Raw genomic sequence first — 14,424 nt, 5'->3', positions numbered from 1 at the left:
CCGCCAACACCGTGGCCGCGGGTTAGGTAGCACTCTTCAAGCAACCAGAGATAGCTTAGCGGAACATGCTCGCCACGCCGGAAATGAAGGAATTTCCACTGCCCGACAAGGGATTGTCGCTGACCATGTATGTCCACGTCGCGCTGGGGCGGACCCACCCGGCCGACTGGAGGTGGGCTCCGCCCGCGTCGATGTCGACCTCGTTGAACGTCTCCACCGCCTTGTCCACCGCCCGGTTTGCCAGGTCCTTGAACTCCCGCACCGCGATCCGGTGATACTCATCAATGGGAGTCTCCCGCGCGATCGCGCGGAGGTGGATGGATTCCCGCACGTCATCCATCAAGGCCAGGTGCTCGCTCCACTCCGTGTCCAGGTGGTAGAGCATGATCTCGCGCGCCGCCTGCTCGAGCACCGCGGCCGGGAGGTGGTCCAGCTCCGCGGCGCGGGCGGGGCTGCGCCGCGCCAGTTCCTCCCACGCGGCGGGCGTGTCCAGCAAGGCCACGCGGCGCTCGTCGAGGATGTCCCGGTGGTCGGCGAGGAGTTTGTTGTACTTCCAGGTCTGGGCGTGGATTTCCAGCAGCTGACCCTCGGTCACCCGGCGGCAATGCTCGATGTAGCTGCGCACCTGGGGGTCGTCGATAAGTCCCTCCTCGTCCGGGTGTGCTGTCACGCTGCTGCCGGCCCCGCCGGTGACCACTAAGTCGTCCTCGAGGGAGACGAAGAACACTGACAGGCCCGGGTCGCCCTGGCGCCCCGCGCGGCCGCGCAGCTGATTGTCCAGCCGCGCCGTGCGGTACCGCGCCGTGCCGATGACGGCGAGCCCGCCCAGCGCCGCCACCTCATCGCGCTCCGTCTCGTCCGCGCCGCCGAGGCGAATGTCGGTGCCGCGGCCCGCCATCTGGGTGGACACGGTGACCCTGCCCGCGGCTCCGGCCTCGGCGATGATCCGCGCCTCCTCCGCGTCGTTTTTGGCGTTGAGCACGTTGACGGCGATGCCGCGGCCGGTCAACGCCTCGGCCAGGCGCTCGGACTCCGCGACGTCGTGCGTGCCCACCAGGACGGGCTGCCCGAGCGAGTTCAGGTGCGCGATCTCGTCCACGATCGCCCTGTTCTTCTCCGCCGCGGTGGCGTAGATGCGGTCGGCCTCGTCGAAGCGCCTCGTCGGCGTCGCCCGCTCAATCACGGAGACGTGCAGCCCGTAGAAGGTGCGCAGCTGCTCCGTCGCCTCCACGGCCGTGCCGGTCATCCCGCAGACCGTGGGGTACCTGCGCATGAGCGCCTGAAGGGTGATCGAGTCGAGGATCCGCCCTCCCTCCGAGACGCTAAGTCCCTCCTTGGCCTCTACCGCCGCCTGCAGCCCGTCCGGCCACCGCTGGAGTTCGGCGACGCGGCCACGCGAGGCGTCGACAAGCGAGACCTTGCCGTCGTTGACGATGTAGTGCACGTCGCGGATGAGCAGGGCTTTCGCGTGCAGGGCGAGGTTGACCCGCACGAGGGTGCTGCCGACGTGCGCCTCGTCGTAGAGCGAATCGATGCCCAGCGCGCGCTCGATCGCGCGCGCCCCGTCGTCGGTAAGCGAGACGTTGCGGCCCTCGGCGTCGATGGCGTAGTCCCTGCCCTCCTCGAGGTGGGAGACCGCCTCCGTGATCTGGCCGGTGGCCTCCTGGGCGCCGACGCTTCCGGCGAGCACGAGGGGGACCAGGGCTTCGTCGATAAGCACGCTGTCGGCCTCGTCGACGAGGGCGACGTCGGCGGGGGCCTGCACGGTGTCCTCCCGGCGGGTGATCTGGTTATCGCGCAGGTGGTCGAAGCCGACCTCGGCGACGGGCGCGTAGACCACGTCACAGCGGTAGGCCTCCACCCGCTCGTCGCGTGTCGACGCCTCCGTGACCGCCGCCACGGTCAGCCCAAAGAACTCGACCAAAGGGCGCATCCATTCCGCGTCGCGCGCCGCGAGGTAGTTGTTCACCGTGATGAGGTGCACGCGCCGGCCCGTGAGGGCGAAGCCCGTGGCCGCCATCGCCCCCACCAGCGTCTTGCCCTCGCCGGTGTCCATTTGGATGACGTCCCCCTCGAGGAGACGCAGCACCGCCTTGCTCTGGACGTCGAACGGCCGCATGCCGAGCGTGCGCGACGCAGCCTCGTTCAAACCCGCGAGAAACGCCGGCTTGTCGGCGATCCCCTCCCCCGAGACGGCCTGGCGCACCGCGGCGGCGAGCTCCCCGTCACTGAAGCGGGCAAAGTCCCCTGCCAGCTGCCGGGAGTGTTCCACGATCCCGCTCGACTTCTTGTCATTGCGCTCGGTGGTGGCCCCCATCGCTTTCCAGAACCAGTCGAACTTGCCCATTTCAGCAACGCGTCCTTCCGTTGACTTTCACTGCTCCGACCGACTGTACTTCACACCCCCGACATCACGCCATGACCTGCTGATTACCGTTTCTCGCACCCCGTGCGATACTCTGTACCAGTTGCCGTTCGACGGCAGCGCAAATGGATACGGGCTATGGCGCAGTTTGGTAGCGCACTACACTGGGGGTGTAGGGGTCGCAGGTTCAAATCCTGTTAGCCCGACAACAATCTTTCGCGGAAAGCTATGTGCGGAGCACCAGCGCCGCCGGCTTGATCTCGACCTCGGCCGCCCGCACCAGACCCGCTGGGTCCCCGTCCACCTCGAAGACCTCGGGCGAGGCGAACTCCACCGTGACGTGCTTCCCTTTCTCATACGTCAGGGCGTTCGGTGGCCGTGGCACCATCATCTGGTTGTCCACGTTGCGCGGATCCCGGTTCCACAGCCGCACGACGGTGTTGGCGAGGATGTCGCCCGCGATGCGCAGCCACCCGATGACCCCGCGCGGCGCGATGACCACGAGGTCGAGCGCGCCGTCGTCCGGCACGGCATTGGGAAGCAGCGGCACGTTGGAGTACACGTCGCCGCAGTTGCCGATGATCAGGGTGTGCAGGCGCTTGCGCGCCACCCGCTCGCCGTCGAAGGTGAACGTGGCTTTGACGTTGTTGCCGCCGCTTAGCGCCCGGAACACCCCGGGGACGTACGCGGCCGGGCCGATGCGCTTTTTTAAGCCCTCGTTGGTGTGCTCGACCATGTGGGCGTCGGCGCCCACTCCTGCCATGACCGTAAACCGCATCACGTCGGTCGAGCCGTCCTCGCGGTGCAGCCTGGCCTCACACACGTCGATGGTGGTGTCCGCCCCGTGGAACGCCCGCTTGACCGAATCCGCCATGCCGAGCGACATGTTCATGTTCCGGGCGAGCAGGTTGCCCGTCCCCGCCGGGATGACCCCGAGCGCTACGCCGGTCCCGGTGAGAGCCGAGGCGACCAGGCGCACCGTTCCGTCGCCTCCCGCCGCCAGGACGAGGTGTGCCCCGGCCTGCGCCGCGGCGGTCGCCTGGGCGTAGCCGGAATCCTCCGGGGTCGTCTCCACCCACTCCACGCGCGCGTCCGCCGGTGCGTTGGCGCGAACGAGCGCACGCAGCTGCCCCTCGTCGACTTTGGCGGGGTTGAAAACGACTACGACCTCGCGCCTGTGATCCCTCTGATGCTCACCCACACCCCCAATATATGTTGAGAAGCATGAAACCCAGCCGGAAGGACGCCCCCGCGTTCCGCGACGCCGGTCACAGAGCCTCCGCCGCGGCCGCGTTCGCCACGGGCGCGGAGCTCTACAGCGACGTCCGGCCGTCCTACCCGCCGAGCGTCGCCGAGCTCGTCAGCGCGCACCACACTGTCGTCGACGTAGGCGCGGGCACGGGGAAGCTCACCGAATCACTTCTTCGGCCCGGGCGTGCGGTGTACGCGTGCGACCCGTCCGAGGACATGGCGCGGGTGCTCGCCTCGCGCCTGCCCCAGGTGCCGGTGTGGCGCGCGAGAGCCGAGGCAACCGCGCTTGCCGACGCCTCCGTCGACGCCGTCACCTGCGCACAAACGTGGCACTGGGTCGACGCCCGGGCGGCGAGCGCGGAGGCGGACCGGGTCATCCGCCCCGGGGGCGCGCTCATGTTGTGCTGGAACACTCTCGACGTGCGCCACCCGTGGGTGCTGAGGCTCAGCCGCATCATGCACTCCGGCGACGTACAGCGCGACGGCTTCTACCCGGACGTGCTCGCGCCGTGGGAGCTCGCCCGGGAGCACCGGGAAACGTGGCTGCAACCAGTCACCACGGACGCGTTGTTCGAGCTCATGGCCACCCGGTCGTACTGGCTGCGGTCCCCGGAGCGCACCCGCGAAAAGATGACGGCGAACCTGTCGTGGTACCTCTTCGAGCGCCTCGGCTTCGATAAGGGGCAGGTGCTGCCCCTCCCCTACCGCACCGACGCGTTCGTCTACCGCCGCGGCTAACGCGGCTTGTTGCGGCGCTCGCGGATGCGCACCGCGATGCGGATGGGGGTGCCGTGGTAGCCGAAACGCTCCCGGAACTTCCGCTCCAGGTAGCGGCGGTACCCGGCGTCGAGGAACCCGGTGGTAAACAGCACCACGGTCGGCGGGCGTGTCGACGCCATCGTCGCGAAGAGCACCCGCGGCAGGCGGTTGTTCTTCATCGGCGGCGGGTTCGCCGCGATCGCCTCACGCAGCCAGGTGTTGAGCTGGCCCGTGGAGATGCGCTTGTCCCAGTTTTCCAGCGCCTCCGTCATCGCCGGCTCGAGCCTGTGCAGGCCGCGGCCGGTGTCGGCCGAGATGTTGAGCTTGGTCACCCACGGCAGGTGCCCCATCATCTCGTCGAATTCGCGGTCGAAGTAGTAGCGGCGGTCCTCATCCATGAGGTCCCACTTGTTGAAACAGATCACCATCGCCTTGCCGGCCTCGAGCACCATGGTGATCACGCGCTGGTCCTGCTCCGAGATCTCCTGAGAGGCGTCGATCAGCACGACGCAGACCTCCGCGGCCTCGATCGTTCCGCGGGTGCGCAGCGAGGCGTAGTACTCGTGGCCCTGGGCGTTTTTCACCTTCTTGCGCAGTCCCGCGGTGTCGATGAACTTCCACAGCGCGTCGTCGAGCTGGATGAGTTCATCCACCGGGTCCACCGTAGTGCCGGCGACGTTGTCCACCACCGACCGGTCGGACCGCGAGAGTTTGTTCAAGAGGCTCGACTTGCCCACGTTCGGCCGCCCGACCAGCGCCACGCGGCGCGGGCCTTCCGTGATCGAATCGGCGGCGCGGGGCACCTCAGGGAACAGGCGCATGATCTCGTCGAGGACGTCGGCGCCGCCGCGGCCGTGCAGGGCGGAGACGGGCAACGGGTCGCCGAGACCCAGCGAGTAGAACTCCGCCACGTCTCCCCACTGCGACTCGGACTCGAACTTGTTGGCCACCAGGATGACCGGCACCTCGGCGCGCTGCAGGTTGCGGGCCATCACCGCGTCGGTCTCGGTGATTCCGGTGTGGGAATCGACCACCATGACAATCACGTCGGAGGTCTCCATCGCGGCCTCGGACTGCCGCGCGATGGCGGCGTGGATGCCCTTTGCGTCCGGGTCCCAGCCGCCGGTGTCCTGCACCCAGAAGCGGCGCCCGTTCCAGTCCGTGATGTAGCTGACACGGTCGCGCGTCACGCCGGGGTGGTCCTCCACCACGGCCTCTCTCCGCCCGATGAAGCGGTTGACCAGCGTGGACTTGCCCACGTTCGGCCTGCCCACGATGGACACGGTCGGCAGCGCCTCCTCGACCATCTCGGGCGCGGCGACGCCGTACTCGCGCTCGAGGACCGCCCACTCTTCCTCGGTCAGCTCGTCCGCGTCAGTGCCTAGTTCAGTGCCGAGTCCTGTGCCGAGCTCGTCGCCGTAATCGGGCTCCCCAAACTCGGTCTCGTCGAACTCGGACTCGTCGAACTCGGACTCGTCGAACTCCGCATCGGAGTAGTGGAACTCGGTGTCGTCGTCCTTCACAGCGCGCTCCTTTCAATCAGGGCGATCAGCGCGGCGAGAACCTCGTCGCGGTCCATCTCGGAGGTGTCGACGACAGTGGCGTCCGCCGCCGGCCGCAGAGGGCTGGCCGTGCGCGAAGAATCCAGCGCGTCGCGGCGCTCGACGTCGGCAAGCACGGTGTCGAAGTCGGTGCCGCGGCCCGCCGCGAGGTCCTGCTCGAAGCGGCGGCGGGCGCGCACCTGCGCGGACGCGGTGAGGAACACCTTCACCGGGGCGTCGGCAAGCACGACGGTGCCGATGTCGCGGCCCTCGACGATCGCGCGGTGCGCGTCGGCGGCCAGCTTGCGCTGCAGGGCGACGAGGTTCTCGCGCACCTCCGGGATCGCGGAGACGGCGGAGACGGTGCGCGTGACCTCCGGGCCGCGGATCTCGCGGGACACGTCCTCGCCGCCGAGGAGCACCTCGGTGGAGTCGGGGTCGTCGGACACGGTCAGCGGCAGGTCGCGCGTGGCTGCGATGACGGCCGCGGGGTCTGACGGGTCTGCGCCCGCGCGCAGCACGGCGAGGGTGGCCACACGGTACATCGCGCCGGTGTCGACGTACTTCGCGTCCAGCTGCTTGGCCAGTCGGCGGCACGTGGTGGACTTGCCCGTCCCGGAGGGGCCGTCGACGGCGACGATCAGCCCGCCGTCGGGCATGTTGGATACGGCCATCACATCTCCACCGCCTTGTATAGCGACGCCAGCTCGGAGGAGTTGAGGGCGCGCAGCGAACCGGGCTTCATGTCGCCCAGCTGCACGGTGTGCACCTTCGTGCGCACGAGCCGCTGCACCGGGTAGCCCGCGGCCTTGAGCATGCGGCGGACGATATGCTTGCGGCCCTCGTGCAGCTCCACGCGGACGATGGATTGTCCATTGTGGGTGTCCACGATCTGGACGTAGTCGGCCTTCGCCAGGCCGTCGTCAAGCTCGATGCCCTCGCGCAGCTGCTTGATCAGGGCGGGCTTGGCCTCGCCGAGCACGGTGGCCATGTAGGTCTTCGCGATCCGGTAGCGCGGGTGCATCAACCGGTTGGCCAGCTCCCCGTCGTTGGTGAGGATGAGCAAGCCCTCCGTGTCGGCGTCGAGGCGCCCGACGTGGAACAGGCGCTGCCCGGAGGCGGTCTTCTCGGACAGGTAGCTGCCCACGGAGGTGCGGTCCATCTCGTCCTTCATCGTGGACTGGACGCCGCGGGGCTTGTTGAACACGAAGTACTCGTGCTCCTCGTTGACGTTGATGCGGGTCCCGTCGACGCGGATGACGTCCGCGGCTGGGTTGACGCGCATGCCCTGGGTGGTCACGCGCTTTCCGTTGACCTCGACGCGGCCCTGGGCAATCATGATTTCGGCGTGGCGACGCGACGCGACGCCCGCCTGCGCGAGCACCTTCTGCAGGCGCACGCCCTCGGCGGTTTTTCGGCCCGTGGCCGATTGCTGTCCCGGTTCGTCGTCCCACCAGTTATCGTCCAGCGGGTGGGGGGTGACGTTTTGCTTCTTGGCCGGCTTCGCATAGGAGATGTAGAACGTGTCGTTCTTCTCTCTATCCGGTGTGCCGTCTCGGCGAGCGGGGGGAGTCATGGGTAGTCCTTTGACTGTATGCGGTTATTGAACTCGCACGAGCCTACCAGGCATCATCGATGGAATCGATTTCCGGCAGGAGCGGCGCCAAATCCGGCAGCCGCTCGAGCGAGTCGATCCCGAGCAACTCGAGGAACAGCTCTGTGGTGACGTAGCGGTGCGCGCCAGTGGTCTCGTCCGGGTCCACCTCGGCGATGAGCCCGCGCAGCGCAAGCGTGCGCATCACCCCGTCCACGTTCACCCCGCGCACGCCCGCCACCTGCGCGCGCGTCACCGGCTGGCGGTACGCCACAATTGCTAGCGTCTCCATCGCCGCCCGGGACAGCGTCGTTTGGGAGCCGTCGAGAAGAAAGGTCTCGACCGCCGCGGCGTTGGCGGGGCGGGTGTAGAGCCGCCAGCCCTCGGCCGTCTCGCGCAGCTCGATACCGCTGCCCCGCTCGTCCAACTCGGCCGCCCATTCCCGCAGCTGCTTGTCGACGTCCCCCTGCTCCGCGCCGAGCGCCCCCGCGAGCGCGGCGGCGGGCACCGGCGAATCGACCACGAGCAGCACCGACTCGAGCTGCGAGCGCAGCTGCGAGACCATCGGCATGTTCCCCATGGGGCCGATCCTACGACCAGTTGGCCGCGGCGACGACGGCCGGGTCGACCTCGCGGCCCGTCCACGACACGTCCAGCGGGCCGAGCGCCTCCTCCTGCCGCGTCTCAACGGCGCGCGTCTTGAACAGCTCCAACAGGGCGAGGAACCTGCCCACGACGTCGATCGACCGAGTGCAGTCGCGCGTCAGGGCGCCGAACCCCACCCACTGGCGCGCGCCGATTACTTTCAGCGCCGCGAGGAGCTTGCCTGCCTGCTCGGGCACGGACACCGCCTGGGCGTGGACGTGGTCGGTGCGCACCTCCTCAGGGGGCTGCGGGCGGAACACCCCCGCCGCGAGCACGGCGAAACTCGCCGGCGTGTGGCGAAGCGTCACGGGAGGCAGGAGCGAGGCGAAACGGGGCTCCATCGACACCGCGCGGGGGTAGCGCCGCGCGGCCCCCTTCTGCCACTGGGTGAATTGGCTGGCCACGCGCTGGTACGCGCGGTACTGGAGCAACCGGGCGAAGAGCAGGTCACGGGACTCGAGCAGTTCCAGCGTCTCGGCGTCGCTCGCCTCGCCGCGCGGGAGGAGGCGCGCGGCCTTGAGGTCGAGCAGCGTGGCGGCGATGAGGAGGAACTCGGTGACCTCATCAAGCCCCGCGGTGTGACCGAGGGCGCGTGTGTAGGCGATGAACTCATCCGTGACCTCGGACAGCGCAACCTCGGTCACGTCCAGCTTCTTCGAGCTGATGAGGTGGAGCAGGAGATCGAACGGGCCCTCAAAGTTGTGCAGAGCCAGGGTAAACCCGGTGATCTCCGGTTGTTCCAGCACGGTTGGCTCTACTTCTCCGTGCGCTCGAGGACCTCGAGGGCGAGGTTGCGGTACTGCTCGGCCCCCTGGGAGCGCGGCGCCCAGGTGATGATCGGCTCGCCGGCCACCGAAGTTTCGGGAAAGCGCACCGTGCGGGTGATCACGGTATCGAAAACCGTGTCGCCGAATACCTCGAGCACGCGATCCATCACTTCGCGCGCGTGGGAGGTGCGCCGGTCAAACATGGTGACCAGGATGCCCACAACGTCCAGGTCGAAGTTGATGCGGTCGCGCACCTTCTCCACGGTGTCCGTCAGCAGCGCGAGGCCGCGCAGGGAGAAGTACTCGCACTCCATGGGGATGATGACCCCGTGGGAGGCGGCGAGGGCGTTGACGGTGAGCAGCCCGAGGGAGGGGCCGCAGTCGAGGATGATGAAGTCGTACTCCCCGCGCACCGGGCGCAGCGCGCGGGCGAGCGTGTGCTCGCGGCCCACCTCGTTGACCAGCTGGATCTCGGCGGCGGAGAGATCGATATTGGCGGGCACGAGGTCGAGGCCCGCCACGTTGGAGTGGGTGATCGCGGCGTGGATGCTGGCGGTGTTGTCGAACAGGAGGTCGTAGACCGTGATCTGGTCCTCGCTGTGAGCGACGCCGAGGCCCGCGGACAGGGCGCCCTGGGGGTCTAAGTCAACGAGCAGGACTTTACGTCCCTGCTCAGCCAGGCACGCCCCGAGGTTGATGGTGGACGTCGTCTTGCCCACGCCGCCCTTCTGGTTGACCATGGAGATGATCGTCGCCGGGCCGTGCCGGTCCAGCTTCCTGGGCTGCGGCAACTCGCGTACGGGCCGCCCCGTGAGACCGACCTCCACCTGGTCGTTCTCTCCAGCCTCGAACAACGACTCGCTCGCCATCGCCATCCCCTTCCCTTGCGCGGGCAGTGTCCGGGGTCAAGCTTACAACACTGTCATTTTGATCGTCGACGACTTGCCAGTAACCCGATCACGGCCAGAGCGACGACCCCGGCGATCGCCCACAGCCCGGTATGCGCCGCAGACTCGGGCTCGGTTTCCGGGCTGTCCGGTTGCTCGGATTCCCCGTCCGCCCCTGGCTCCAGTGCCCCGAACTGCGCGTACGGGCTGTCCGTGCCGGCGGATGCGACGGGCGCGTTGGTGGAGGTGATCACCGCGATGAACTCGGCCGCGCTGCCGTCGCGGACGACCTCCATGATGAACGGGTTGTCGGGGGTCTGCCCTTCCGGGTACGTCAGGGTCATGGTGCGCGCGGCCGGGTCGACCTCGCGGGTAACACCCTCAATGATGCGGCCGTTGACGTCGAGGTAGCGCAGCGTCGCTCCCTCCCTGTCGGTGCCGGCGAACCGCATCAGCTCCGCCGCCTGGCCGAGAGACACTTTGACCCTGATGACGTTCCCGTCAATCTGGCCGTTAAAGCGGAGGACCGTCGCATCCGCCGTATCGACGCCCGCCGCAGGCGCGCGGTCCTGCCGAGCTGCGGGCGGAGCGGACTCTGCGGGGGCAGCCGGCGCTGCGGGGGGCTCGGGCGCGGCCTGCTCCCCGGTGGCCACAAGTGTGACCGTCGCGCTGTACCCGCCCGCGCTGGCCGGGACGGCGGCGGTGGAGCCCGGGGAATCTGGCGCGGTGACCGTGACCGTGGTGCCGGCGGACGAGACGACCCACCCGCCGGCGTTGTAGCTGACCTGCACGGGGATACCGACATCCACGGAGGTCGTCTCCCCGGCGGGGACCTCGACGACCTCGCCCGGCGCCAGCTGCGCGTGGGAGACGGCGGGGACCGCCAGCAGCGCCGCTGCCGAGAACGCCGCCAACAGCCGGGAGGGGGTTGAGAATTTCACGTTGAACCATCTTCCATGCATCGGGGTACCGCCTACGCTCGCGGGTGGGACGTTTTCCACACCTCTCGCAGGTTATCAGCGGTGATGTGCGTGTAGATCTGGGTCGTCGTCACCGACGCGTGGCCGAGGAGTTCCTGCACCGTGCGCACGTCGGCACCGCCCTCCAGCAGGTGGGTGGCAAACGAGTGCCGGAGCGTGTGCGGAGAGATGTCCGCGCCCAGGCCGGCGCGCGCTGCGGCGTCCTTGATAATGCTCCAGGCGCTCTGCCGCGATAGCACCGTCCCCCGCTTGTTCAGGAACAGCGCGTGTGAGGTCCCGTTGGCCAGCGCCGGGCGGCCCCGCACGAGGTAGGCGTCGATGGCGGCCCGCGCGTGCGAGCCGACCGGCACGAGGCGCTGCTTGCCGCCCTTGCCCGTGACCGTGAGCACCTCCGCGTCCGCCGCGACGTCATCAACCACAAGGCCCAGCACCTCCGAGACGCGGGCGCCGGTGGCGTAGAGCGTTTCCAGCAGCGCCTTGTCCCTGAGCTGGGCCGGCGTGTCGGTCGGACAGGCGTCGAGAAGCGAAGCGACCTCCTCCACGGAGAGCGTATCGGGCAGCGCGGCGCCGGAGTGCGGCGGGGAAACCACCGCGGAGACGTCCGCGCCGATGAGGCCTTCGGTGACGGCGAACTTGTGCAGGCCCCGCGCGACAACGAGCGCGCGGCCTGCCGAGGACGCGGCCAGCGGTCGCACGCCCTCGCTCCCCCGCCGCAGCTGCGCGAGGTACGCCTCCAGGTCGGTGGAGGCGACGGCGTCCAGGTTGGTGATGCCCGCGGCGTCGAGCCAGCCGAGGTAGCGGTTGACGTCCCGGCGGTAATTCGACAGGGTGTGCGCACTCACGCCCCGCTCGACCGCCAGGTGGTCGAGCCACATGGCGGCGATCTGTCGGGGTGTCACAGCGGCCGTGCCTACACCTTCTTCAGGTCGCCGTCGCCGCGGCCCTGCCTGCGCCGGGCCATCGACGTCGGGCGCAGGTCAAAGGGCTCGTCGGTGCTACGCACAGCGCCCTCCCCCGATACCACTGCGTGCGCCGCCAGGATTCCGGCGACCGCGATGGAGTTGGTGATCTCCCCGGCGAACACGCGGTCGCGCGCCTCTCCCAAGGGGACCCACTCCAGGGACATGTCGGCCTCCTCGTCCTCCGCCTCCGGCTGCTCCACCTGGGACAGGCCCGTGGCCATAAACACCCGCACCGCCTCCTCGGCGAAGCCGGGCGACGTGACAAGGTCCACCAGCACCCCCCACGTGTCGGCCGCGAGCCCCGCTTCCTCGCGCAGCTCGCGCTTGGCGCAGTCGAGCTCAGGCTCGTCTTCGACGTCAAGGATGCCGGCGGGCAGCTCCTTGAGGCGCCGGCCCACCGAGTGGCGGTACTGCTCCACGAGTACGATGCGGCCGCGCTCGTCCATCGCGACCACGGCGACGGCGCCGAGGTGTTCAACGACTTCACGGGTGGCGTCGTTGCCCCCAGGCATGGTGACGGTGTCGCGGCGCAGCGCGAGGATGGGGGCGTCGACAAGCAGCTGAGAGGAGGTGACGGCGTAGTCGTGCGGCATGGGTACCAACTCTAGCGGGCGGTCCGCAGCTCGTCGCGCAGGGCGAGCACGGTGTTCACGCGGCCCGTCTCGGTGCCGGCAAAGCCCACCTCAGGCGACGCGGTGGTGCCGTCCTTGGGGCCGGGCGACGCGACGACCAACGCGGGGCCCTGGGTGCGGAAGGCGCCGGCGAAGTTCTCCAGCGCGTCGCGGCCAAAGCTCTGCTCACCATCACCCGCGCCCGCGAGCACAACCGCGCCGTCGGCGGCGATGACGGACCCCGGCTGATACTCAATGAATCCGGCCTCGGCGAGGGTGTCCAGCAAGAACTCCCGGTCCTCCACGCTCGCGCGGGGCTGCCCGGACTCGTCCTTGGACAGCGCGGCGGAGAGCGCCTCGCCGGCGTGCACTCCGGGCGCTCGGTTGTCCACGGAGAGCTGGGCGCCGGCAGGCAAGGTGTTGGCGATGATCGTGTTGAGCTCGTCGGCCGCCTCCTGGGAGGTGAACTTCTCCGTCAGCACGATGGATCCGGCGTCGTCCGATCCGGCCTTGTTCAGGAGCCAGCGTTGCTTGCTCGCCTCGTCCTCCGGCACGGCCGAGGTGCGCAGCATGATTACGGACGCTCCGTCGAGTGCGCCGTCGACAAGCTCTGCGGACTTTGAGCCGACAAGCTCGTTGGCGGCAGCGGCCTCCTCACGGGCGGCCGTGTCCCGGGCATCGTCCGCGGACGACGCGGCGGGCGCGTCAGCGTGGCCCTCGTTCACGGCGTTAAGCGCCGGCGCGAGCAGCAGCGCCCCGAGCGCCACGCCCGCCGCCAGGCCCCAGCCGAGCCCCGCAGCGACAAGGCCCGGGTTCCCCTTGTTCCTCCGCATCCCTACAGCCATCCGTTCACGCGCGAGGCGATCTGGTTCCAGGTATCAACCACGTTGTCGGTGAATCCCCCCGGCCCGCCGAGGCCCACGATGACGATGATGGTCGCCAGGGCCACCAGCACGCCCAGCACCGCCCAGGCCCAGGCGACGCCGCCGCCGGAGGTAGTGCGGTACAGGTTCTCAATCACGGAGGCGTCCACGAGCCGGTGTCCCGCCTTGAGCCGGGCGAGCAGCGCCGCCGGCGAGGAATCGGCCGGGTGGGCGAACATCTCGTCCAGCTCGACGGTCTCACCCACCGTAGCAATCGTCTCTGCCCCGTGGAACGTGGCCAGCAGGATCGCGAGATCGGTCGGCGAGCTCGTCGCGGCGGGAAAGGTCATGGCACCCACCCCGAGATCCTGGATGCGCTCGAGGCCCACCGCGTGCCCGTCGGGATCGGCGGGCAGGATCACCTTCGCGTTCCCGCGCAGGCTCTCCGCCGAGATGTCCGCGGGATCGCCCACGATAAAGTCCGGGTTGTATCCCAGATCGGTCAACGTGTCCGACGCCGCACCCACGCCGATGATCACCGGGGAGTACTCCCGGATGAAGTTGCGTAGGTTGCCCAGGCGCTCGCGAAGGCGCTCCGCCTCACCGACGCCGCCGGAGACGATGAGCACCTTTTCCCCGTCCATGGCGTCGCCGAGATCGGGCACGCCCACGCCGTCGATAAGCAGGGGCGATTCGGAATGGATGAACTCGATCGTGTTACCGAAGTAGGCCTCCATGTGGTCGACCAAGCTCTGCTGCGCGGAAGCGAACGTGGCGTCAACAGCGGCCCGGTCCACGTACTGTCCGGTGCCGGCGTGCTTTTTGCCCACGTAGATGGTGCCGTCGACGGCGATGGTGGCCTTCTTGCCGCTGCGCAGCTGCGAGCGCATTTCGGCACCCGCGCCCTCTACGAGCGGGATCCCGGCGTCCATGAGCAGGTGGGGCCCGTAGTTCGGGATGGCGCCGGTGCTGAACTGCGACAGATTCACCACCGCGGCGGGGGTCGCGCCGATGAGCTGCTCCGCCTCGCGCCGCGTCATGTCGGGCGAGTCCACCACAGCGATCTCGCCCGAGCTCAGCTTGCCCAGACCCTTGCCCTGCACGGTGCAGTCACGCAACCGCCCCTGGACGGTGCCCGCCGCCGGATCTGAAGGAGTGACAGTCATGCGCCACATTATGCAGCGTCCACCTGCACGTCT

At 69.0% G+C, this 14,424-nt stretch carries 14 protein-coding genes and 1 tRNA gene; 2 read left to right on the top strand and 13 right to left on the bottom strand.

Annotated features, from left to right (window positions below; genetic code table 11):
* Positions 1-55: 55 nt before the first annotated feature.
* Positions 56-2,347 carry an accessory Sec system translocase SecA2 gene (secA2, locus tag BLS40_RS02515; protein ID WP_092148321.1) on the bottom strand — a complete coding sequence of 764 codons (2,292 nt, stop codon included), beginning with the start codon at positions 2,345-2,347 and terminating at the stop codon, positions 56-58.
* A gap of 150 nt (positions 2,348-2,497) precedes the next feature.
* Between secA2 and BLS40_RS02510 the strand changes: the two genes are divergently transcribed.
* Positions 2,498-2,571, top strand: a tRNA-Pro gene (locus tag BLS40_RS02510).
* 20 nt (positions 2,572-2,591) lie between these two features.
* Here BLS40_RS02510 and BLS40_RS02505 read toward each other — a convergent pair.
* Entirely contained in the window at positions 2,592-3,566 is a 975-nt protein-coding gene (locus BLS40_RS02505) for a diacylglycerol/lipid kinase family protein (protein WP_157672430.1), read from the bottom strand.
* A 23-nt stretch (positions 3,567-3,589) separates the two neighbouring features.
* Between BLS40_RS02505 and BLS40_RS02500 the strand changes: the two genes are divergently transcribed.
* Positions 3,590-4,354, top strand: a complete 765-nt coding sequence (locus tag BLS40_RS02500; RefSeq protein ID WP_231908494.1) for a class I SAM-dependent methyltransferase — start codon at positions 3,590-3,592, stop codon at positions 4,352-4,354.
* Here BLS40_RS02500 and der read toward each other — a convergent pair.
* Genes der through steA form a run of 11 tightly spaced genes read right to left on the bottom strand, consistent with a single transcriptional unit; the run spans position 4,351 to position 14,400 of the window.
* On the bottom strand, positions 4,351-5,898 hold the full coding sequence (der, locus tag BLS40_RS02495; RefSeq protein ID WP_092148312.1) for a ribosome biogenesis GTPase Der: 1,548 nt from the start codon (positions 5,896-5,898) through the stop codon (positions 4,351-4,353). The genes BLS40_RS02500 and der overlap by 4 nt on opposite strands.
* A complete protein-coding gene (gene cmk, locus BLS40_RS02490; RefSeq protein ID WP_092148309.1) occupies positions 5,895-6,590 on the bottom strand; it encodes a (d)CMP kinase in 696 nt (231 codons plus the stop codon). The genes der and cmk overlap by 4 nt, the downstream gene beginning before the upstream one ends.
* A complete protein-coding gene (locus BLS40_RS02485; RefSeq protein WP_092148306.1) occupies positions 6,590-7,492 on the bottom strand; it encodes a pseudouridine synthase in 903 nt (300 codons plus the stop codon). The genes cmk and BLS40_RS02485 overlap by 1 nt, the downstream gene beginning before the upstream one ends.
* A 43-nt stretch (positions 7,493-7,535) precedes the next feature.
* Complete coding sequence (scpB, locus tag BLS40_RS02480) at positions 7,536-8,090, bottom strand: SMC-Scp complex subunit ScpB (RefSeq protein WP_231908493.1); 555 nt, start codon at positions 8,088-8,090, stop codon at positions 7,536-7,538.
* A gap of 10 nt (positions 8,091-8,100) precedes the next feature.
* On the bottom strand, positions 8,101-8,898 hold the full coding sequence (locus BLS40_RS02475; protein ID WP_092152068.1) for a segregation and condensation protein A: 798 nt from the start codon (positions 8,896-8,898) through the stop codon (positions 8,101-8,103).
* An 11-nt stretch (positions 8,899-8,909) separates the two neighbouring features.
* On the bottom strand, positions 8,910-9,791 hold the full coding sequence (locus BLS40_RS02470) for a ParA family protein (RefSeq protein ID WP_092152066.1): 882 nt from the start codon (positions 9,789-9,791) through the stop codon (positions 8,910-8,912).
* Between the two features lie 53 nt (positions 9,792-9,844).
* Positions 9,845-10,750: a hypothetical protein gene (locus BLS40_RS02465; protein ID WP_092148303.1), complete on the bottom strand. Its 906-nt coding sequence runs from the start codon at positions 10,748-10,750 to the stop codon at positions 9,845-9,847.
* Between the two features lie 32 nt (positions 10,751-10,782).
* Positions 10,783-11,688 carry a site-specific tyrosine recombinase XerD gene (gene xerD, locus BLS40_RS02460; RefSeq protein WP_092148301.1) on the bottom strand — a complete coding sequence of 302 codons (906 nt, stop codon included), beginning with the start codon at positions 11,686-11,688 and terminating at the stop codon, positions 10,783-10,785.
* Positions 11,689-11,699: 11 nt separating this feature from the next.
* Complete coding sequence (locus tag BLS40_RS02455) at positions 11,700-12,344, bottom strand: NUDIX domain-containing protein (protein ID WP_092148299.1); 645 nt, start codon at positions 12,342-12,344, stop codon at positions 11,700-11,702.
* 11 nt (positions 12,345-12,355) lie between these two features.
* On the bottom strand, positions 12,356-13,195 hold the full coding sequence (locus tag BLS40_RS02450; RefSeq protein WP_157672429.1) for a copper transporter: 840 nt from the start codon (positions 13,193-13,195) through the stop codon (positions 12,356-12,358).
* Between the two features lie 2 nt (positions 13,196-13,197).
* Complete coding sequence (steA, locus tag BLS40_RS02445) at positions 13,198-14,400, bottom strand: putative cytokinetic ring protein SteA (RefSeq protein ID WP_407922414.1); 1,203 nt, start codon at positions 14,398-14,400, stop codon at positions 13,198-13,200.
* Positions 14,401-14,424: the final 24 nt, after the last annotated feature.

The sequence above is a fragment of the Corynebacterium mycetoides genome, from assembly GCF_900103625.1.
GTDB lineage: Bacteria > Actinomycetota > Actinomycetes > Mycobacteriales > Mycobacteriaceae > Corynebacterium > Corynebacterium mycetoides.
This window is presented reverse-complemented; position numbering and strand designations above follow the sequence as displayed.

What these genes read in the sequence shown, in the direction of transcription:
- cmk (WP_092148309.1), bottom strand. Translation starts at nt 6,590, where the DNA reads ATGGCCGTATCCAACATGCCCGACGGCGGGCTGATCGTCGCCGTCGAC.
- scpB (WP_231908493.1), bottom strand. Translation starts at nt 8,090, where the DNA reads ATGGGGAACATGCCGATGGTCTCGCAGCTGCGCTCGCAGCTCGAGTCG.
- steA (WP_407922414.1), bottom strand. Translation starts at nt 14,400, where the DNA reads ATGTGGCGCATGACTGTCACTCCTTCAGATCCGGCGGCGGGCACCGTC.
- BLS40_RS02500 (WP_231908494.1), top strand. Translation starts at nt 3,590, where the DNA reads ATGAAACCCAGCCGGAAGGACGCCCCCGCGTTCCGCGACGCCGGTCAC.
- BLS40_RS02470 (WP_092152066.1), bottom strand. Translation starts at nt 9,791, where the DNA reads ATGGCGAGCGAGTCGTTGTTCGAGGCTGGAGAGAACGACCAGGTGGAG.
- BLS40_RS02455 (WP_092148299.1), bottom strand. Translation starts at nt 12,344, where the DNA reads ATGCCGCACGACTACGCCGTCACCTCCTCTCAGCTGCTTGTCGACGCC.
- BLS40_RS02450 (WP_157672429.1), bottom strand. Translation starts at nt 13,195, where the DNA reads ATGCGGAGGAACAAGGGGAACCCGGGCCTTGTCGCTGCGGGGCTCGGC.
- BLS40_RS02485 (WP_092148306.1), bottom strand. Translation starts at nt 7,492, where the DNA reads ATGACTCCCCCCGCTCGCCGAGACGGCACACCGGATAGAGAGAAGAAC.
- secA2 (WP_092148321.1), bottom strand. Translation starts at nt 2,347, where the DNA reads ATGGGCAAGTTCGACTGGTTCTGGAAAGCGATGGGGGCCACCACCGAG.